This window comes from Pseudomonas sp. P179, from assembly GCF_000478485.2.
Classification (GTDB): domain Bacteria; phylum Pseudomonadota; class Gammaproteobacteria; order Pseudomonadales; family Pseudomonadaceae; genus Pseudomonas; species Pseudomonas aeruginosa.
Window position 1 is genome coordinate 1,241,581 of the sequence record NZ_KI517354.1, and the last position, 17,975, is coordinate 1,259,555.

Below are 17,975 nucleotides of genomic sequence, written 5' to 3' on the forward strand. Positions count from 1 at the left end.
GCTTTCCTGAACTATCGATCAGCTGTCACTGGCCGCCGCGCAAACGCTTGGTTAAGATTCCGCCAGCAACCTGGCCACCCGCCATTCCCCAGGCGGAAAGCTCACGAGGCCGAGCCGGGACGAAAATACACAGGGATCCTCTCCAGCGCATGAAGCCTACCCTCCCCGACCGCTCGCCGACGAGCCGGTCCGTCGCGTCCATGCGTGAATACTATTCGCGCGTGCTGGCCTATATCGCCTGTGGCGCCAGCATCGCGGCGGGAACCTACACCCAGTATTTCAGCTACGGCATCCTCTGGATGGTGCCCTATGCGCTGCTCTACCCGCACCTGGCGTACCACCTCGGCCAGCGCTTCCGCCAGCACGACCCGCGCAAGGTGACCCGCGCCCTGCTCGCGGTCGACGCCGTGCACTGTGGCCTGGGCATGGCGCTGCTCGGCTTCTCCGTGGTGCCCAGCCTGATGTTCCTGCTGGTGCTGAGCTTCACCGCGCTGGTCATCGGCGGCCTGCGCCTGCTCGGCATGGCCTTGCTGGTATCGGCCAGCAGCGCCCTGCTGGTCGCCGTGCTCGTCGCCCCGCCGCTGCTGGGCAATACCCCGGTCGAGGTGGCCGCGGTCAGCATCCTGTTCTGCGGACTGTACATCTGCATCACCGCCTTCTTCGGCCACCAGCAGGGCCTGCGCCTGGCCCAGGTGCGCCAGGAGATCGCCCGCGAGCAGGAAAAGGCCGCGCGGCTCGCGCGCAACCTGGCCAAGTACCTGTCGCCGCAGGTCTGGGAAATGATCTTCAGCGGCAAGAAGAGCGTGCGCCTGGAAACCCAGCGCAAGAAGCTCACCGTGTTCTTCTCCGACATCCGCGGCTTCACCGAGCTATCCGAGGAACTGGAAGCCGAGGCCCTGACCGACCTGCTCAACAACTACCTCAACGAAATGTCGAAGATCGCCCTCAAGTACGGCGGCACCATCGACAAGTTCGTCGGCGACTGCGTCATGGTGTTCTTCGGCGACCCCAGCACCCAGGGCGCGAAGAAGGACGCGGTGGCGGCGGTATCGATGGGCATCGCCATGCGCAAGCACATGAAGGTGCTACGCCAGCAGTGGCGGGCCCAGGGCATCACCAAGCCGCTGGAAATCCGCATGGGCATCAACACCGGCTATTGCACGGTGGGCAACTTCGGCGCCGACACGCGCATGGACTACACCATCATCGGCCGCGAAGTGAACCTCGCCAGCCGCCTGGAAAGCGCCTCGGAAGCCGGCGAAATCCTCATTTCCCACGAGACCTACTCGCTGATCAAGGACGTGATCATGTGCCGCGACAAGGGCCAGATCGCGGTCAAGGGCTTCAGCCGCCCGGTGCAGATCTACCAGGTGGTGGACTCGCGCCGCGACCTCGGCGCCGCGCCCAGCTACGTCGAGCACGAATTGCCCGGCTTCTCCATGTACCTGGACACCAACAACATCCAGAACTACGACAAGGAACGGGTCATCCAGGCCCTGCAACAGGCCGCCGAACGCCTGCGCGACAAGGTCATCCTCTAAGTTCGTCGAACGCCGCCGGCAGTTCGTCGCGCCATTCCGGCGCAGTCCGTGGGCCGCTCGCCTGCAGCGCCAGGAACTCCTCCGCCGAAACCCGCCAGGACTGCTCCCGCGCCCAGCGCCCGCAGGCCTGGCGATCCAGCGCCAGCGCCTGGCGGCAGGCTTCGCCAAGATCCTCGTGCATGACCCCGGTCACGCCCTGCTGCAATACATCCAGCGGCCCCGGCACGGCGAAGGCCGCCACCGGCACGCCACAGGCCAGGGCTTCGAGCATCACCAGGCCATAGGTATCGGTCAGCGAGGGGAACACCAGCACCGAGGCCGCCCGGTAGGCGTCGGCCAGCGCGCGGCCATGGCGGTAGCCGAGAAAACGCGCCTGTGGATAGCGCTGCTCCAGCGCCGCCCGCTGCGGGCCGTCGCCCACCAGCCATTTTTCGCCCGGCAGTTCGAGATCGAGGAACGCCTCCAGGTTCTTTTCCGTCGCCAGCCGCCCGACATACAGGAACACCGGCGGCCGCTCTTTCGCCGGAGGTGTCTCGGCGGGATGGAACAGTTCGGTATCGACGCCCTTGCGCCACAGCCGCAGGTGCTGGAAGCGCCAGGCGCAGAACTCGTCGCGCAGGCGCGGGGTGCTCACCAGCACCGCCCGGCTCGGCCGATGGAAGGTGCGCAGGAAGGCATAGCCCCAGGACAACGGCAGCCACGGACAGCGGTCACGCAGGTATTCGGGAAAGCGCGTATGGATCGCCGAGGTGAAGTCCAGGCCGCGCTTGCCCAGCCAGCGCCGCGCGGCCCAGCCGAGCGGCCCCTCGGTGGCCAGGTGCACGGCATCCGGGGCGAAGGCCTCGATCAACCCGCCGAGGCGCCAGAGGTTCCAGGCCAGGGGGATTTCCGGATAGCTGGGACAGGGCAGGCAGCGGAAGTCGGCGGGCGACAGCACCCGTACCTGGTGGCCCAGCAGTTCCAGCTCGCGCTGCAGGGCCAGCAGGCTGGTGACGACTCCGTTGACTTGCGGTAACCAGGCGTCGCTGACGATCAATAGCCTCATGCCGCCGGCTCGACCGCCGCGGCCTGCGCCGCCAGCCGCGCCTGCTCCTCGGCCAGGCGGTAGAGCTGGATGCTGCCGTCCCAGTGTTCGATCAGCGCCGTGCAGGACTCCACCCAGTCGCCGCAGTTGAGGTAATCGACGCCCTCGATGCGGCGGATCTCGGCATGGTGGATGTGCCCGCAGACCACCCCGTCGAGCCCGCGCTTGTGGCACTCGTGGGCGATGGCTTCCTCGAAGTCGCTGATGAAGTTCACCGCGGTCTTGACCTTGTGCTTGAGGTACGCCGACAGCGACCAGTAGCCGTAGCCCCAGCGCCGCCGCCAGTGGTTCAGCCAACGGTTGAGGAGCAGGGTGAACTCGTAGGCGGAATCGCCGAGGAACGCCAGCCAGCGGTGGTAGCGGGTGATCACGTCGAACTGGTCGCCGTGTATCACCAGCAGCTTGCGGCCGTCGGCGGTACTGTGCACCGCCTCGTCGACCAGGCGGATGTTGCCGAGGATCAGGCTCGAATAACGGCGCAGGAATTCGTCATGGTTGCCGGTGACGTAGATCACCTCGGTGCCGCGCTTGCTCAGGGTGAGCAGGCGGCGGATCACGTTGGTGTGCGCCTGCGGCCAGTAGATGCCGCCGCGCAGCTTCCAGCCGTCGATGATGTCGCCCACCAGGTAGATGCGATCGGCGTGGTAGCGCTTGAGGAACGCCGCCAGGTGTTCGGCCTGGCAATCCCGCGTCCCCAGGTGGACATCCGAGATCCACAGGGTCCGGACCCGCTGCTTGCGGTTCGAGGTGAAGCGTTGCGCGGTGCTCATCGGCGGGTCTCCGACGGTGTTTTTCCGATCTTGGCCGGCGCCGGTGAAACGACTGTGACAGGCCGGCGACCGTTGCGTGACAGGGCCCGGCTGTCTGTCGCCGGCGCCAGCGGGTAGACTGGGCGCCTGCCTCCGGGAGCTTCGCCATGGGTTCGATCCTTTCCCTGCGCCACTACAGCCACGACCAGATCGTCCACAGCCATGACCATGCCCAATTGGTCCTGGGCCTCAGCGGCTGCCTCGACTTCGAGGTCGAGGGGCGCGGCAGCCGCGTGTTGCGGCAGACCTTCGCGGTGGTTCCGGCGCAAGCCCGGCATGCCTGCTCGAGTCCCTCCGGCAGCCGCTGCCTGGTCCTCGACCTGCCCTGCGACGGCAGCCTGCTGCTGGGCCTGGGCGAACACGCCGAAGCCGGCAGGCGGCTGTTCGAGCGACCGCAGGCGCTGTCGCTGACGCCCGCCCAGGGCCAACTGGTGAACTGGCTGGCCAGCGGCCCGATCAACGACCCGGTGATCGCCCACCAGGGCGCCGGCCTGCTCCTCGCCAGCCTGGCCAGCGAGCGCCAGCCGCCGCGCCAGCAGCCCCGCCTGCCACTGGCCAGCCTCGACGCCTACCTCGACCGCCATGCCGCCCATCCGCTACAGGTAGCCGACCTGGCGCGGCTGGCCGGTCTTTCGGTGGCGCGCTTCCACAGCCTGTTCCTCGCCGAGACCGGACAGACGCCCATGGACTACGCGCGCAGCCGACGCCTGCACCAGGCCCACGAACTGTTGCTGGAGAGCAGCCTGGCGGTGGGCGAGATCGCCGCCCGGGTCGGCTACGCCTCGCAGAGCGCCTTCACCGCAGCGCTGGTCCGCGAGTTCGGCGTCACCCCGCGACAACTGCGTCGCGAGTCCCGCGACAAAACCGGCTAGCCGCACGACAGACAAATCCGTCACGACTCCTTACTCTCTGCCCATCGACAGAACAGGAGTCAGCATGGACATCATCGAATGGCAGGATTTCGAACGCGTCGAACTGCGCGTCGGCACCATCCTCAGCGCCGCTCCCAACCCCAAGGCACGCAAACCCGCCTATGTCCTCGAGGTCGACCTCGGACCGCTCGGCCTGCGCACCTCCAGCGCGCAACTGACCGCACACTACCAGGCCGAGCAACTGGTCGGACGCCAGGTCCTCTGCGTCTGCAACTTCGCTCCGAAGCAGATCGCCGGGGTGCGCTCGGAGGTCCTGGTCACCGGGGTCTACGATAGCGAGGACAAGGTGGTCCTGGCCGGCTTCGACAAGCCCCTGCCCAACGGTGCGCGCCTGGCCTGAAGGATCCCCATGAATCGACGTTCCGCCCTCGCCGCCCTGCACGGCGGCGCCCTCCTCTTCGGCCTGACCGGGGTGTTCGGCAAGCTGGCCAGCGCCTCCCCCGGGGTGATCGTGTTCGGTCGTGCGCTGTTCGCGGTGCTCGCCCTCGGCCTCTTCGCCCGCCTCGCGGGCCAGGCCTGGCGCGCCCTGGGACCCGCGCAATGGCTGCGCCTGGCGCTCTGCGGCCTGCTCCTGGCCGGCCACTGGGTGAGTTTCTTCATCGCCGTGAAGACCGCCGGCGTGGCCATCGCCACCCTCGGCTTCGCCAGCTTCCCGGCCTTCACGGTAATCCTCGAAGGGCTGCTCTTCCGCGAGCGCATTCATCTCGCGGAAGGACTGCTGGTGGTCCTGGTCAGCCTTGGCCTGGTGCTGGTCACGCCGAACTTCGACCTCGCCAGCGGCGCCACCCTCGGCCTGCTCTGGGCGATCCTTTCCGGCCTGCTGTTCGCCCTGCTGTCGCTGGCCAACCGTAGCAACAGCGGGCAGGTCGGCCCGGTGCAGGCGGCGCTCTGGCAGAACCTGGTAGTCGCCCTGTGCCTGCTGCCATTCGCGGTCGGCGAACTACCGGCGCTACCCGCTCTCGACTGGCTCTGGCTGGCCCTGCTGGGCGTCTTCTGCACCGGCCTGGCGCACAGCCTGTTCGTGGCCAGCCTGGCGGTGGTCAAGGCCCGCACCGCGGCACTGGTATTCGCCCTGGAGCCGGTCTACGGGATCGCCTTCGCCTGGCTGCTGTTCCATGAGACGCCGGGGCCGCGGATGTTCCTCGGCGGTGCCCTGATCATCCTCGCCATCGTGCTGTCGGCGCGCCTCGGTGCACGGGGCAGGAAAACCGCAGTCGGCGACGAACGAGGCGATCCCGAGCGCGCCTGAATCCGCCCCGGCCGTCACACCGGCAACCATCGAAAGTCCGCAGGGAATAAAAAAACCCGGTCGAACACGCGGGGGGAAGGGGTTCGACCGGGTGCTGCGTCCAATCACCGGAGCGTTGGCAGAGGGACGCAAAGGGAGGTATCGGTTTCCAGCGCCTGCCGCATCCGCTCACGGGCTCGCGCCAGGCCTTTCTCACGGAATTCCGGGCCCATGTTCATGCCCTCCGCGTGGATGAAGGTGACGTCGTGGATGCCGACGAAGCCCAGCACCTGGCGCAGATAGGGTTCCTGGTGATCGAGACCACCGCCGGCGTAGATCCCGCCGCGGGCGGTGAGAACGAAGGCGCGCTTGCCCTGTAGCAGGCCTTCCGGCCCCTGCTCGGCGTAACGGAAGGTCAGGCCGGCGCGCAGCACATGGTCGAACCAGCTCTTCAGGCTGCTGGGAATGGCGAAGTTGTACATCGGTGCCGCCAGCACCAGCACGTCCGCCATCCGCAACTCCTCGGTCAGGCGATTGGAACGCTCGAGGGCGCGCCTTTCCGCAGCGCTATGGCCATCACAGGGGGTGGTCCAGGCTCCCAGCAATAATTCATCGAGGTGCGGCAGCGGCTCGCGCGCCAGGTCGCGGACCTGGAAGCGATCAGCGGGATGCGCGATTTTCCAGTGGGAGATGAATTCCGCCGTCAGCAGGCGGGAAACCGAGCCCCGTTGGCGGGCACTGCTCTCGATAACCAGGACACGGGACATGACTCGACCTCCACCCACTGCGCTACAACGATGGAGGTGAGGGTAGAGAATGATTAATCGATTAAAAAGTTGAAAAAACCGCTGTTAAATATCGACCAGGTTGATTTATAAACAGGCACCACCTAGTCTTTCGGTGAGAGAACGCTCTATTTCGCGATCTTGCAGGTCAGCTTGATCCGCAACTTGATGATGTCGCGGCCGAACTGCGCGGTGAAGTTGCTGTTCTGCCCGGGCTGGATCACGCCCTTGCGCACTTTCGGGGTCTCCGGGCCGTTGCGGAACACCGCCGTGCACTCTGCCGCCTGGCCTCCCAGGTTGGTGAGAAGGATCGCGCCCATGTCGCGCCCGATGTCCTGGGTGCTGTAGGAGACCTCGGTGCCGTTGAGTTGCGGGTCGACCTCGATCGGATAGGCGAAAGCGGACAGGGGCAGCAGCGATAGTGCGAAACAGCAAAGCCTTTTCATGGCCGGACTCCCGGTAGCGACAGATGGAAAAATGGCAACACCCTGAAAACCACGGCATCCCGTACGTCAAGAGAATGGACAGCTACCCCGTACAGGACGCCGACGACACGATAAGCGAAGTCGCCCCTCCGGCGCACTCGTCATCGCCTGCCGGCCGCGGAAACGCCGGCGAGGCATCCCTGCATTCGAGGAGGCGGAAATGAAAGCGCCACGCGTAACCCTGGACCAATGGCGGACCCTGCAGGCGGTGGTCGACCACGGCGGCTTCGCCCAGGCCGCGGAAGCCCTGCACCGCTCGCAATCGTCGATCAGCTATACCGTGGCGCGCATGCAGGAACAGCTCGGCGTGCCGCTGCTGCGCATCGACGGACGCAAGGCGGTGCTGACCGAGGCCGGCGAAGTATTGCTGCGCCGTTCGCGGCAACTGGTCAAGCAGGCCGGGCAACTGGAGGAACTGGCGCACCACATGGAACAGGGCTGGGAACCCGAGGTGCGCCTGGTGGTGGACGCCGCCTACCCCACCGCGCGGATCGTCCGCTCGCTGTCCGCCTTCATGCCGCAGAGCCGCGGCTGTCGCGTGCTGCTGCGCGAGGAAGTGCTCTCCGGCGTCGAGGAAGCGCTGATCCAGGGCGCCGCCGACCTGGCGATCAGCGGCCTGATCATTCCCGGCCACCTCGGCGCCGACCTCAGCGTGGTCGAGTTCGTCGCCGTGGCCCACCCCGACCATCCGCTGCACCGCCTGCAACGCGAACTGACCCACCAGGACCTGGAAACCCAGATGCAGGTGGTGATCCGCGACAGCGGCCGGCTACAGCCGCGCGACCACGGCTGGCTGGGCGCCGAACAGCGCTGGACGGTGGGCAGCCTGGCTACCGCGGCGACCTTCGTCGGCAACGGCCTGGGCTTCGCCTGGCTGCCGCGACACATCATCGAGCGCGAACTGCAGAGTGGCCAGCTCAAGCCGCTGCCGCTGAGCCAGGGCGGCGTGCGGCAGAGCCGCTTCTACCTCTACACCAACAAGGAAAAGCCGCTCGGCCCGGCCAGCCAGATCCTCATGGAAATGCTCAAGTCGTTCGCCAACGTACCGCTCAACGCGCCCTTCGCGGCGCCCGAACCGGCCGCCGAGTGAACGCAGATGCCTGACTTCCAGCACCGCGACTGCACCCTCGTCTACGACGACCACCCCGGTCCCACCGAGCGCGCGCCGGTCCTGCTGCTGCACGGTCTCGGTTCGAGCGCCCGCGACTGGGAATACCAGTTGCCGGCCCTGCTGGGCCGCTACCGCCTGCTGGTCCCGGACCTGCGCGGCCACGGCCGCTCCGGCAAGCCGCGCGGCGGCTACAGCATGGCCGGCTTCGCCGAGGACTGCGCGGCGCTGCTCGACCGGCTCGGCTGCGGCCCGGTACACCTGGTCGGCATCAGCATGGGCGGGATGATCGGCTTCCAGTTGGCCTGCGACCGACCCGACCTGCTGCGCAGCCTGACCATCGTCAACAGCACTCCGGAAGTCATCCCGCGCAAGCCTCGCGAACATCTGGAGGTGGCCAAGCGCAAGCTCCTCTCGCGCCTGCTCAGCCTGCGGACCATCGGCCGCGCCCTCGGCCGGCTGTTGTTTCCCAAGGCGGAACAGGCCGGGCTGCGAGAGAAGATCGAGGCGCGCTGGGCGGAGAACGACAAGCGCGCCTACCTGGCCAGCCTCGACGCGATCATCGGCTGGGGCGTGCAGGAACGATTGGCCGAGATCGCCTGTCCGACCCTGGTGATCAGCGCGGATCGCGACTACACGCCGGTATCGCTGAAGCAGGCCTATTGCGAGCGGATCGCCGACGCCCGCCTGGTGGTGGTGGAGGACTCCCGCCACGCCACGCCGATGGACCAACCCGAGATTTTCAACACCACCCTGCTCGGCTTCCTCGCCGATATCGATAAAACCAAGGAACAACCATGCTCAAACGTCTCCTGATCGCCGCCTGCACCCTGCTCTTCGCCGGTTCCCTGCTGGCCGCCACGCCTGCCGCCAAGCCGCACGTCCTGATCGCCACCAGCCTCGGCGAGATCGAGGTAGAACTCGATCCGGCCAAGGCGCCGATCAGCGTGAAGAACTTCCTCGAGTACGTCGACAGCGGCTACTACGACGGCACCCTGTTCCACCGCGTGATCCCGGGCTTCATGGTGCAGACCGGCGGCTTCAGCGCCGGCATGCAGGAGAAGAAGACCCGTGCACCGATCAAGAACGAGGCCGACAACGGCCTGCTCAACGAGCGCGGCACCCTCGCCATGGCCCGTACCGGAGTGGTCGATTCGGCCACCAGCCAGTTCTTCATCAACCTGACCGACAACGACTTCCTCAACCATGGTGCCCGCGACTTCGGCTATGCCGTGTTCGGCAAGGTGGTGCGTGGCATGGGCGTGGTCGACCAGATCGCCAAGGTTCCCACCACCCGCCGCAACGGCTTCGCCGACGTGCCGAGCGACGACGTGGTGATCCTGTCCGCCAAACGCCTCTGAGTCCAGCCGCAGGGGCTTGATCCGGCGGGCCCAGGACGGGCCCGCTCCAGAAGAGAGCCATCATGCTTTATCGTCGTTTCGAACGTCTGATCGACCCGTTCCGCAGTGCTTCCGAACGCATGCCGCCCAGCGAAGTGCTGCGTTTCTATGTCTACTTCCTGCGCCAGGTCTGGCCGGTGTTCCTGGCCCTGCTGGTGGTCGGCCTGATCGTCGCGCTGATCGAGGTGGCGCTGTTCAGCTACCTCGGCCGCATCGTCGATCTCGCCCAGAGCACGCCCAGCGCGGAGTTCTTCCGCGTGCACGCCAACGAACTGATCTGGATGGCGGTGGTGGCGCTGGTCCTGCGCCCGCTGTTCAACGCCCTGCACGACATGCTGGTGCACCAGAGCATCAACCCGAGCATGACCAACCTGATCCGCTGGCAGAACCACCGCTACGTGCTCAAGCAGAGCCTCGGCTTCTTCCAGAACGATTTCGCCGGGCGCATCGCCCAGCGCATCATGCAGACCGGCAACTCGTTGCGCGATTCGGCGGTGCAGGTGGTGGACGCCCTCTGGCACGTGCTGATCTATACCGTCAGCGCCCTGGTGCTGTTCGCCGAGGCCGACTGGCGCCTGATGATCCCTCTGGTGCTGTGGGTGTTCGCCTACGTCGGCGCCCTCGCCTACTTCGTTCCCCAGGTCAAGCGCCGCTCGGTGGAGGCCTCGGATTCGCGCTCGAAGCTGATGGGGCGGATCGTCGACGGCTACACCAACATCACCACGCTGAAGCTGTTCGCCCACACCCGCCAGGAAGAGGACTACGCCCGCGAAGCGATCGGCGACCAGACCCTCAAGTCGCAACGCGCCGGGCGCGTAGTGACCTCCATGGACGTGACCATCACGGTGATGAACGGCGTGCTGATCACCGGCACCACCGGCCTGGCCCTGTGGCTGTGGAGCCAGGAGCTGATCTCGGTGGGCGCCATCGCCCTGGCCACCGGGCTGGTGATCCGCATCAACAACATGTCCGGCTGGATCATGTGGGTGGTCGGCGGCATCTTCGAGAACATCGGCCAGGTCCAGGATGGCATGCAGACCATCGCCCTGCCGCGCAAGGTGGTCGACCGCGAGGACGCCCGGCCGCTGCGGGTAGAGCGCGGCGAGGTGGAGTTCGAGCACATCGCCTTCCACTACGGCAAGGGCAGCGGCGTGATCCAGGGTCTCGACCTGAAGGTCCGGCCCGGCGAGAAGATCGGCCTGGTCGGACCTTCCGGCGCCGGCAAGTCGACCCTGGTCAACCTGCTGCTGCGCCTGTACGACCTGGAGAGCGGACGCATCCTGGTCGATGGCCAGGACATCGCCGGGGTGACCCAGGAAAGCCTGCGCGCGCAGATCGGCATGGTCACCCAGGACACCTCGCTGTTGCACCGCTCGATCCGCGACAACCTGCTCTACGGCCGCCCCGGCGCCAGCGACGCGGAACTCATGGAAGCGGTGCGCAAGGCTCGCGCCGACGAGTTCATCCCGCTGCTCAGCGACGCCGAGGGCCGCCGCGGCTTCGACGCCCATGTCGGCGAACGCGGAGTGAAGCTCTCCGGCGGCCAGCGCCAGCGCATCGCCATCGCCCGGGTGCTGCTCAAGGACGCGCCGATCCTGATCCTCGACGAAGCGACCTCGGCGCTGGACTCGGAAGTCGAATCGGCGATCCAGGAAAGCCTGGAGACCCTGATGCAGGGCAAGACGGTGATCGCCATCGCCCACCGCCTGTCGACCATTGCGCGCATGGACCGCCTGGTGGTGCTGGACAAGGGCCACATCGCCGAAAGCGGCACGCATGCCGAGTTGCTCGCCCATGGCGGCCTCTATGCGCGCCTCTGGCAACACCAGACCGGCGGCTTCGTCGGCGTCGACTGAAGCCTCGGCACCGGGCGGCGGCTCGCGCCGCCCGGCCTGGGTGACCTTGTCAAAGGCTCTGCAACGGGCCTTTTCGCGGCAATCATCACCGCCGTCGATCTCGACTAGCACGCGCTTCGATTTTTTCCGCCAGCGAAACGGTGTTCTTATCGAACCCGTGCCCCGGCTCGATCCCGACGCCTGCCGCATCGTCCCCGTCCACCTGGCGTCGGCCACGGACGACCAAGGATGCCAGTGCTCGGTACCGGGGATTTCGCCCCATCGCTACGGAGAATCACAGAATGAAACTTGCCTCTGTCGTGTCCGCCGTCATCACCAGCCTCGCCCCCATGGCCTTCGCCCAGGACGTGGACAAGGACCCGGGCCGCGGCCTGCCGGTCGAGGAATACCACTACGGCATGCAACTGGACGTGAAGAATGTCCTGCACCGTACCGACAATTCGACCAGGACCGGCGTAGTGCCGGTGACCGTGGTCTACGAGGACCATAGCGGCGAGCTGCACAAGATCCGCTTCCTCGAATGGGGCGGCAGCACCAGCAACGGCTGAGCGGACGCCACGCCCTATCGTTCCGGCCCCCTTCAGGCCTGGCGGTAGGGCAACAGGCCGTGGGCCTCCTCGGCGTAGGCGCGCACACCCGCCCGCTCCTGTTCGAGGAACTGCGCCACGGCATCGCGCAGACCGGGATGCGCCAGGTAGTGCCAGGAGCGCGTCAGCACCGGCTCGAAACCGCGGATCAGCTTGTGTTCGCCCTGGGCGCCGGCGTCGAAGCGCGCCAGGCCGGCGCCGATGGCGAATTCCAGGCCCTGGTAGAAGCAGGTCTCGAAGTGCAGCCGGTCGAACTCGGCCAGGCATCCCCAGTAGCGCCCGTACAGGGTATCTCCAGCGACCAGGCTGAACGCCATCGCCACCGGCTTGCCACGCTGGTGGGCGAAGACCACGCGGATCGCCTCCGGCATGCGCTCGGCCAGCAGGCCGAAGAACTCGCGGCTCAGGTAGGGATCGCGGTCGCGCACCAGGTAGGTGTTGGCGTAGCAGAGATAGACGAAATCCCACTCCAGTTCGGACAACTGGCCGCCTTCCCGCCATTCGAACTCGATGCCCTGTCCGCCGACCTGTTCGCGCTCCTTGCGCAGTTGCTTGCGCTTGCGCGAACTGAGGGCCTCGAGGAAGTCCTGGAAGTCCCGATAGCCGCGGTTGTGCCAGTGGTACTGGCAACCCAGGCGTTCGAGCCAACCGTCACGCGCGGCAAGCAAGGTGTCCGCCCGGGCGTCGGTGAAATTCACATGGATGCTCGACAGACCGCTCGCCTCGGCCTCCTCGCCAAGGGACGCGAGCAGCCCCTGCAACCCTTCGTCCTCGCCCAGCAGGCGCGCACCGGCGACCGGGGTGAAGGGCACCCCTACCAGCAGCTTCGGGTAGTAGCGGATACCGGCCCGCTGGCAGGCGTCGGCCCAGCTCCAGTCGAACACGTATTCGCCGTACGAGTGCGCCTTCACATAGGCCGGCAGCGCCGCGCACAGCCGCCCTTGCGGATCGCGCAGCACGCGATGAGCCGGGCGCCAGCCGGTAGCGGGCGTCACGCTGTGGCTGTCTTCCAGCGCGGACAGGAAAGCATGACGCAGGAATGGCTGGGCGGGAGGCAGCAAGGCGTCCCACTCGGCGGCGTCGATATCGGCAAGGGTGGCAAGCGTCTGGATCGGCATGCGCGCCAGTCTGGCGCGAGACGCAAGGCAAGTGAAGCCGGTCGATGGAAAAAAGCGCCCGGCGGACCCGCGATGAAACCGCCCTTCTCCAAGCGAAGGCTTCGATCCATCCTACGTAGAGCGGATAACGCCAACGGCGTTATCCGCCGATACCCCGCCGCAACGGCGGAGCGAAAGCTGGGAACCCTCCGCGTAGGGCGAATAACGCCGGAGGCGTTATCCGCCGATACCCGCCGCGACGGCGGACAACCGCGACGGCATTCCCGATCGGGCCCTAGATCATGCCCAGCAGCAACAGGACCAACAGCACCACCAGCAATGCGCCGATGATCCCCGAGGGCCCGTAGCCCCAGTTGCGCGAATGAGGAAAGACCGGCAGGCCGCCGATCAGCAGCAGGATCAGGATGATCAGAAGAATCGTACCGAGACTCATGGGCGTCGCTCCTGTTCGGCTCATGGGGCAAAGGGCGGGAGATTCCGCCCTTGTAGTTCTCGACCCCCGCCGAGCAACGAAGATTCAATAAATCCGCGACCTCCAGCCTCAGTGGATGACCTTGGGCGCCGGCCCCTTGAGCAGACGCATGAACATCAGCGCCACCGCCTGGGCGTCGCCGAGGGCGGTGTGGCGACCGCTGACCGGCACATCCAGGGCCCGCGCCAGGGTGTCGAAGCGCAGGTCGATGTGTGCGTCGGGAAAATGCCGGCTGACCTTCCGGTGGTACAGCGACGAAATCTCGATGGAGGGGTTGTGCAACTGTCGGTCGAGGAGCTGGCGCAGGTGCCGGTTCAGCACGGCGACATCGAACGACAGATAGTAGCCCAGCAGCGGTCGGTCGCCGATGAACGCCAGCACCTGGCGCAGGGCCTGCTCCAGCTGCAACTGTCCCTCCAGGTCGGCGCGGCGCAGCTTGTGGATGCGGATCGACTCCGCATCCAGGCTCGGCGGCGGCTCGACGTAGAGTTCCAGGCGCTCGCCCATGACCAGTTTGCCGCGCCGCACCAGCACCGCGCCGATGCTGAGGATGTCGGCACGACGCGGGTCGAGGCTGGTGGTCTCGAGATCGAGGGAGATCACTTCTTCCGCCTCGACCGCCTCGTGCATCCACCAGTACAGCCGGCGGCGCCAGCCCGGCCAGCGGCTGTCGGGCAACTTGACCATGGTGTTCATCGGGTCTCCAGGTGGAATTGACGGGCCACGCTCTGCTTGAACTTCTTCACCACATGCAGGCCGTAGCGCAGCATGTCGCGATCGTGGCGGCTCATGCCGCTGACGTCCAGGCCCTGCTGGCGACCGTCGCGTTGGCCGGCCAACTGGCGGGTCAGGCGCAGTTGCAGGAACAGCTCGAAAGACTCGCTCAGGTCGTCCGCCAGGCGTGCTTCGAGGACCTTGTGTCGCTTCAGCGCCTCGATCCGTGCCAGGGTCCCGCGGGTCTCCAGGCCTTCGCGCAGGGCCAGGGTGCGGATGCCGTGGACGATGGGGAAGATCCCGCCGCGCTTGAGATCGAGGCGGGCGTCCTGGGTTTTCAGCTGGCCGAGGAAGGTCAGCGGCGTATCGAATTGCAGGGCCGCCGCCGCGATATCCACCAGCCAGCGCTCGCCGCCGTCGGCGAAACCGCGCAGTTGCCGACGCAACGGCTCGAACAGCTGCAGGTTGCCGGCCACCGGCCAGGCATCGGCCAGGATCGACAGGCGCAACAGCTGCTCCGGCTTGCCCTCCAGCAGCGTCCCGCGCAGCTCCGCCTGCCAGGCCGCCAGCGGCTTGCACCATTCCGGCCGACTGGCCATTACCCCTCCGGGACAGGGCGGATAACCGAACTCCAGCAAGGCCGCGCTGAAGCGCTGCATCATCGCCAGGGCCTGTTCCTGCGGCAGATCGTCGGCCAGGACCAGGGCATTGTCCTGGTCGGTCTTCAGCAACTGCTCGCCGCGTCCTTCGCTGCCCATCACCAGCAAGCAGCAGCGCCCGCGCAGGGTTGGCGGCAGCAACAATTCGAAAAGCCGTTCGAGCAATTGCTCGTTGAGCGCGCTGACCAGCTGCATGATGAAGCGCAGGCGGATACCGTTGCCGGCCAGGGTAGCGATCAGGGTGTCCAGGGTTTCCGCGCAGCGGCGCAGGTCGCCGAGGTCGTCGGCGCGGGCGATGCGCAGCGCCAGGACGTGGGAATGGGTGGAGAACAGGCTGAGCACCTGGGTCAGGTGCAACAGGCCGATCACCTGACCGTCCTCCGTGACCGCGACCCGCTCGATACGCTGGCGCGTCATGAGGATCATCGCGTCGAACAGGAAATCGCCCAGTTCGACGCTGGCCAGCGGACCATGGGCCAACGGCCCGATAGCCTCCAGCTCGCTGCGCCCGTCGCGGAAGTGCGCGCTCATGAGGTCGGTGCGGGTGACGATGCCGAGCTCGGGCCCGTCCCTCTCCAGCCGCACCAGCAGGGCATCGGCGCCGTGGCTCAATTGCAGGCGCGCGGCGTCGCCGAGGGACAGCGAGGCCTCCACCTCCAGCGCCGGCAGCAAGTGCTCGCGGGCGATGCGGGTAAGGATGAACTCGGCAAGGTTCTGCCCGTCGCGCTGGGCCAACTGGCGCTTGGCCGCCAGGTCGGCCTGGAAGAACCGGGCGAAACCCGGGTTCTCCCCGCACAACTGGTGGAAGCAACTGGCCGGCAGTTCGTAGACGATGCTTTCCTCGATCGCCAGGTAGCGATGCTTGCTGCTGCCGGAGAACAGCCCGCGGACGTCGAACAGGTCGTCCGCGGCGTACTGGGCGAACACTCGCCCGTCGTCGCCGCGCTCCTCGACCACGCCCTTGAGCAGGACGAACAGCCCGGGGACCGCCGAACCGGCCTCCAGCAAGGTTTCCCCCGGCGCGTAGTAGCCTACGCTGAGGGCCTGCTTGAGGGTCTCGCGCTGATGGGGACGCAACTGGTCGAAGGGCGGCGAGGCGAAGTTGAAACTGTCAGGCATGGCTCATCTCGCTGTAACCGGGACGCTGAAACGAAAGGCGGCGGACCGGAAATCCGGCCGCCGCCTCGGGCTACGTCTTCACGTAGCGCTTAGTGGGCCACCGCGCCAGAGGCGCCCAGGCCGGTCTGGGAACGGATGAACTGCGGGAAGAAGCGCGCCCGCTCCTCGTCGGCCGCCGCCGACTTGTCGGTGATGGAGAAGAACCAGATACCGACGAAGGCGACGATCATCGAGAACAGCGCCGGGTACTCGTACGGGTAGATGGCTTTCTCGTGGCCGAGGATCTGCACCCAGATGGTCGGGCCGAGGACCATCAGGCCCACCGCGGTGATCAGGCCCATCCAGCCGCCGATCATGGCGCCGCGGGTGGTCAGCTTCTTCCAGTACATGGAGAGCAGCAGCACCGGGAAGTTGCAGCTGGCGGCGATGGAGAAGGCCAGGCCGACCATGAAGGCGATGTTCTGCTTCTCGAAGAGGATGCCGAGCACGATGGCGACCACGCCCAGGGCCACGGTGGTCATCTTCGAGACCCGCAGCTCGTCCTTCTCGTTGGCCTTGCCGCCCTTGAACACGCTGGCGTACAGGTCATGGGAGACGGCCGAGGCCCCGGCCAGGGTCAGCCCGGCGACCACCGCGAGGATGGTGGCGAAGGCCACCGCCGAGATGAAGCCGAGGAACAGGCTGCCGCCCACCGCGTCGGCCAGGTGCACCGCCGCCATGTTGTTGCCGCCGATCAGGGCGCCGGTGGCGTCCTTGAAGTCCGGGTTGGTGCTGACCAGCAGGATCGCGCCGAAACCGATGATGAAGGTCAGGATGTAGAAGTAGCCGATGAAACCGGTGGCGTAGAACACGCTCTTGCGCGCTTCCTTGGCGTCGCTGACGGTGAAGAAGCGCATCAGGATGTGCGGCAGCCCGGCGGTGCCGAACATCAGCGCGAAGCCCAGGGAGAATGCCGAGATCGGATCCTTGACCAGGCCGCCCGGACTCATGATCGCCTCGCCCTTCGGATGCACCTTGATGGCTTCGGAGAACAGCGTGCTGACGTCGAAGTTGACGTGCTTGAGCACCATGATCGCCATGAACGAGGCGCCGGAGAGCAACAGCACGGCCTTGATGATCTGCACCCAGGTGGTCGCCAGCATGCCGCCGAACAGCACGTAGAGCACCATCAGGATGCCCACCAGGACCACCGCGACATGGTAGTTGAGGCCGAACAGCAGCTCGATCAGCTTGCCGGCGCCGACCATCTGCGCGATCAGGTAGAACGCCACCACCACCAGCGAGCCGCAGGCCGACAGGGTGCGGATCTGCTTCTGCTTGAGGCGGTAGGAGGCGACGTCGGCGAAGGTGTACTTGCCCAGGTTGCGCAGGCGCTCGGCGATGAGGAAGAGGATGATCGGCCAGCCGACCAGGAAGCCGATCGAGTAGATCAGGCCATCGTAGCCGGAAGTGAAGACCAGCGCCGAAATACCCAGGAAGGATGCCGCCGACATGTAGTCGCCGGCGATCGCCAGGCCATTCTGGAAGCCGGTGATGCGGCCGCCTGCGGCATAGTAGTCGGCCGCCGAGCGGTTGCGCTTGGATGCCCAGTAGGTGATGCAGAGGGTCGCGCCGACGAAGGCGACGAACATGACGATGGCCGAGACGTTCAGCGGCTGGCGCTGCACGTCGCCGGTCAGCGCGTCGGCCCAGAGGGCCGGAGCGAAGGCCGCAAGGCCGAGCGCGGCAAGGAGACGAGCGATCATTGCTGCGCCTCCTTGAGGATTTCCTGGTTCAGGCTGTCGAACTCGCCGTTGGCGCGACGCACGTACAGGCCGGTCAGGATGAACGCGGCAAGGATCAGTCCGACACCCATCGGGATGCCCCAGGTCACGGACGAATCGGGACTGATACGCGCGCCCAGCAGCTGCGGCTGGAAAGCGATCAGCAGGATGAATATCACGTAGAGGCCAAGCATGATCGAAGAAAGTATCCAGGCGAAACGCTCTCGCTTGGCCACCAACTCCTTGAAGCGCGGATTGGTATCAATCCGCTGGTAGATGCTGTCGTTCATTGTTTTTATCCTCACAGCGGGGTGA

Annotated in this window: 19 protein-coding genes; 9 read left to right on the forward strand and 10 right to left on the reverse strand. The window is 66.6% G+C overall.

Annotated features, from left to right (window positions below):
• The first annotated feature begins 149 nt into the window (after positions 1-149).
• The gene (locus tag HMPREF1224_RS18410; RefSeq protein WP_003124349.1) at positions 150-1,541 is read left to right on the forward strand and encodes a protein CyaB; all 1,392 of its coding nucleotides are present in this window, start codon (positions 150-152) and stop codon (positions 1,539-1,541) included.
• Here HMPREF1224_RS18410 and HMPREF1224_RS18415 read toward each other — a convergent pair.
• Complete coding sequence (locus HMPREF1224_RS18415; RefSeq protein ID WP_003114817.1) at positions 1,531-2,586, reverse strand: glycosyltransferase family 4 protein; 1,056 nt, start codon at positions 2,584-2,586, stop codon at positions 1,531-1,533. The genes HMPREF1224_RS18410 and HMPREF1224_RS18415 overlap by 11 nt on opposite strands.
• Positions 2,583-3,395 carry a UDP-2,3-diacylglucosamine diphosphatase gene (locus tag HMPREF1224_RS18420; protein WP_003091510.1) on the reverse strand — a complete coding sequence of 271 codons (813 nt, stop codon included), beginning with the start codon at positions 3,393-3,395 and terminating at the stop codon, positions 2,583-2,585. Before HMPREF1224_RS18420 ends, HMPREF1224_RS18415 begins: the two co-directional genes overlap by 4 nt.
• Before the next feature lie 146 nt (positions 3,396-3,541).
• Here HMPREF1224_RS18420 and HMPREF1224_RS18425 point away from each other — a divergent pair, with 146 nt between their 5' ends.
• The 3 genes from HMPREF1224_RS18425 to HMPREF1224_RS18435 all read left to right on the forward strand — a co-directional run bounded on the left by HMPREF1224_RS18425 (position 3,542) and on the right by HMPREF1224_RS18435 (position 5,615).
• The gene (locus HMPREF1224_RS18425) at positions 3,542-4,306 is read left to right on the forward strand and encodes a helix-turn-helix domain-containing protein (RefSeq protein ID WP_003114816.1); all 765 of its coding nucleotides are present in this window, start codon (positions 3,542-3,544) and stop codon (positions 4,304-4,306) included.
• 64 nt (positions 4,307-4,370) lie between these two features.
• The gene (locus HMPREF1224_RS18430; protein ID WP_003109191.1) at positions 4,371-4,706 is read left to right on the forward strand and encodes a tRNA-binding protein; all 336 of its coding nucleotides are present in this window, start codon (positions 4,371-4,373) and stop codon (positions 4,704-4,706) included.
• Between the two features lie 9 nt (positions 4,707-4,715).
• Positions 4,716-5,615, forward strand: a complete 900-nt coding sequence (locus HMPREF1224_RS18435; protein ID WP_003116401.1) for a DMT family transporter — start codon at positions 4,716-4,718, stop codon at positions 5,613-5,615.
• 104 nt (positions 5,616-5,719) lie between these two features.
• Here the strand turns inward: HMPREF1224_RS18435 and azoR3 are convergent, their stop codons facing one another.
• Entirely contained in the window at positions 5,720-6,361 is a 642-nt protein-coding gene (gene azoR3 / locus HMPREF1224_RS18440) for an FMN-dependent NADH-azoreductase AzoR3 (protein WP_003114814.1), read from the reverse strand.
• 146 nt (positions 6,362-6,507) lie between these two features.
• Positions 6,508-6,825: a hypothetical protein gene (locus HMPREF1224_RS18445; protein WP_003091533.1), complete on the reverse strand. Its 318-nt coding sequence runs from the start codon at positions 6,823-6,825 to the stop codon at positions 6,508-6,510.
• A gap of 199 nt (positions 6,826-7,024) precedes the next feature.
• On the opposite strand from HMPREF1224_RS18445, the gene HMPREF1224_RS18450 reads away from it, so the two are divergent.
• The 5 genes from HMPREF1224_RS18450 to HMPREF1224_RS18470 all read left to right on the forward strand — a co-directional run bounded on the left by HMPREF1224_RS18450 (position 7,025) and on the right by HMPREF1224_RS18470 (position 11,776).
• Positions 7,025-7,954 (forward strand): PA3225 family LysR-type transcriptional regulator, encoded by a 930-nt coding sequence (locus HMPREF1224_RS18450; protein WP_003091534.1) that lies wholly within the window; start codon positions 7,025-7,027, stop codon positions 7,952-7,954.
• A gap of 6 nt (positions 7,955-7,960) precedes the next feature.
• A complete protein-coding gene (locus HMPREF1224_RS18455; RefSeq protein ID WP_003114813.1) occupies positions 7,961-8,788 on the forward strand; it encodes an alpha/beta fold hydrolase in 828 nt (275 codons plus the stop codon).
• Positions 8,770-9,333: a peptidylprolyl isomerase PpiA gene (gene ppiA, locus HMPREF1224_RS18460; protein WP_003114812.1), complete on the forward strand. Its 564-nt coding sequence runs from the start codon at positions 8,770-8,772 to the stop codon at positions 9,331-9,333. The genes HMPREF1224_RS18455 and ppiA overlap by 19 nt, the downstream gene beginning before the upstream one ends.
• Positions 9,334-9,395: 62 nt before the next feature.
• Entirely contained in the window at positions 9,396-11,228 is a 1,833-nt protein-coding gene (locus HMPREF1224_RS18465) for an ABC transporter ATP-binding protein (protein WP_010793237.1), read from the forward strand.
• A gap of 281 nt (positions 11,229-11,509) precedes the next feature.
• A complete protein-coding gene (locus HMPREF1224_RS18470) occupies positions 11,510-11,776 on the forward strand; it encodes a DUF2790 domain-containing protein (protein WP_003091540.1) in 267 nt (88 codons plus the stop codon).
• Positions 11,777-11,808: 32 nt separating this feature from the next.
• Here the strand turns inward: HMPREF1224_RS18470 and HMPREF1224_RS18475 are convergent, their stop codons facing one another.
• The 6 genes from HMPREF1224_RS18475 to HMPREF1224_RS18500 form a co-directional block, all read right to left on the reverse strand.
• Complete coding sequence (locus HMPREF1224_RS18475) at positions 11,809-12,933, reverse strand: GNAT family N-acetyltransferase (RefSeq protein ID WP_003114811.1); 1,125 nt, start codon at positions 12,931-12,933, stop codon at positions 11,809-11,811.
• Between the two features lie 274 nt (positions 12,934-13,207).
• On the reverse strand, positions 13,208-13,366 hold the full coding sequence (locus HMPREF1224_RS18480) for a DUF3309 family protein (protein ID WP_003109182.1): 159 nt from the start codon (positions 13,364-13,366) through the stop codon (positions 13,208-13,210).
• Positions 13,367-13,474: 108 nt separating this feature from the next.
• Positions 13,475-14,101: a 3'-5' exonuclease gene (locus HMPREF1224_RS18485; RefSeq protein WP_003114810.1), complete on the reverse strand. Its 627-nt coding sequence runs from the start codon at positions 14,099-14,101 to the stop codon at positions 13,475-13,477.
• Positions 14,098-15,897, reverse strand: coding sequence for a CBS domain-containing protein (locus HMPREF1224_RS18490; RefSeq protein WP_010793238.1), 1,800 nt, complete (start codon positions 15,895-15,897; stop codon positions 14,098-14,100). The genes HMPREF1224_RS18485 and HMPREF1224_RS18490 overlap by 4 nt, the downstream gene beginning before the upstream one ends.
• Before the next feature lie 89 nt (positions 15,898-15,986).
• Entirely contained in the window at positions 15,987-17,642 is a 1,656-nt protein-coding gene (locus tag HMPREF1224_RS18495) for a cation acetate symporter (protein WP_003091546.1), read from the reverse strand.
• Positions 17,639-17,950, reverse strand: coding sequence for a DUF485 domain-containing protein (locus HMPREF1224_RS18500; protein ID WP_003091547.1), 312 nt, complete (start codon positions 17,948-17,950; stop codon positions 17,639-17,641). Before HMPREF1224_RS18500 ends, HMPREF1224_RS18495 begins: the two co-directional genes overlap by 4 nt.
• Positions 17,951-17,975 lie beyond the last annotated feature (25 nt).

Bases quoted from the DNA above. Each gene is read 5' to 3' on its own strand.
- HMPREF1224_RS18410 (WP_003124349.1), top strand. From the start codon at position 150: ATGAAGCCTACCCTCCCCGACCGCTCGCCGACGAGCCGGTCCGTCGCG.
- HMPREF1224_RS18415 (WP_003114817.1), bottom strand. From the start codon at position 2,586: ATGAGGCTATTGATCGTCAGCGACGCCTGGTTACCGCAAGTCAACGGA.
- HMPREF1224_RS18420 (WP_003091510.1), bottom strand. From the start codon at position 3,395: ATGAGCACCGCGCAACGCTTCACCTCGAACCGCAAGCAGCGGGTCCGG.
- HMPREF1224_RS18425 (WP_003114816.1), top strand. From the start codon at position 3,542: ATGGGTTCGATCCTTTCCCTGCGCCACTACAGCCACGACCAGATCGTC.
- HMPREF1224_RS18430 (WP_003109191.1), top strand. From the start codon at position 4,371: ATGGACATCATCGAATGGCAGGATTTCGAACGCGTCGAACTGCGCGTC.
- HMPREF1224_RS18435 (WP_003116401.1), top strand. From the start codon at position 4,716: ATGAATCGACGTTCCGCCCTCGCCGCCCTGCACGGCGGCGCCCTCCTC.
- azoR3 (WP_003114814.1), bottom strand. From the start codon at position 6,361: ATGTCCCGTGTCCTGGTTATCGAGAGCAGTGCCCGCCAACGGGGCTCG.
- HMPREF1224_RS18445 (WP_003091533.1), bottom strand. From the start codon at position 6,825: ATGAAAAGGCTTTGCTGTTTCGCACTATCGCTGCTGCCCCTGTCCGCT.
- HMPREF1224_RS18450 (WP_003091534.1), top strand. From the start codon at position 7,025: ATGAAAGCGCCACGCGTAACCCTGGACCAATGGCGGACCCTGCAGGCG.
- HMPREF1224_RS18455 (WP_003114813.1), top strand. From the start codon at position 7,961: ATGCCTGACTTCCAGCACCGCGACTGCACCCTCGTCTACGACGACCAC.
- ppiA (WP_003114812.1), top strand. From the start codon at position 8,770: ATGCTCAAACGTCTCCTGATCGCCGCCTGCACCCTGCTCTTCGCCGGT.
- HMPREF1224_RS18465 (WP_010793237.1), top strand. From the start codon at position 9,396: ATGCTTTATCGTCGTTTCGAACGTCTGATCGACCCGTTCCGCAGTGCT.
- HMPREF1224_RS18470 (WP_003091540.1), top strand. From the start codon at position 11,510: ATGAAACTTGCCTCTGTCGTGTCCGCCGTCATCACCAGCCTCGCCCCC.
- HMPREF1224_RS18475 (WP_003114811.1), bottom strand. From the start codon at position 12,933: ATGCCGATCCAGACGCTTGCCACCCTTGCCGATATCGACGCCGCCGAG.
- HMPREF1224_RS18480 (WP_003109182.1), bottom strand. From the start codon at position 13,366: ATGAGTCTCGGTACGATTCTTCTGATCATCCTGATCCTGCTGCTGATC.
- HMPREF1224_RS18485 (WP_003114810.1), bottom strand. From the start codon at position 14,101: ATGAACACCATGGTCAAGTTGCCCGACAGCCGCTGGCCGGGCTGGCGC.
- HMPREF1224_RS18490 (WP_010793238.1), bottom strand. From the start codon at position 15,897: ATGCCTGACAGTTTCAACTTCGCCTCGCCGCCCTTCGACCAGTTGCGT.
- HMPREF1224_RS18495 (WP_003091546.1), bottom strand. From the start codon at position 17,642: ATGATCGCTCGTCTCCTTGCCGCGCTCGGCCTTGCGGCCTTCGCTCCG.
- HMPREF1224_RS18500 (WP_003091547.1), bottom strand. From the start codon at position 17,950: ATGAACGACAGCATCTACCAGCGGATTGATACCAATCCGCGCTTCAAG.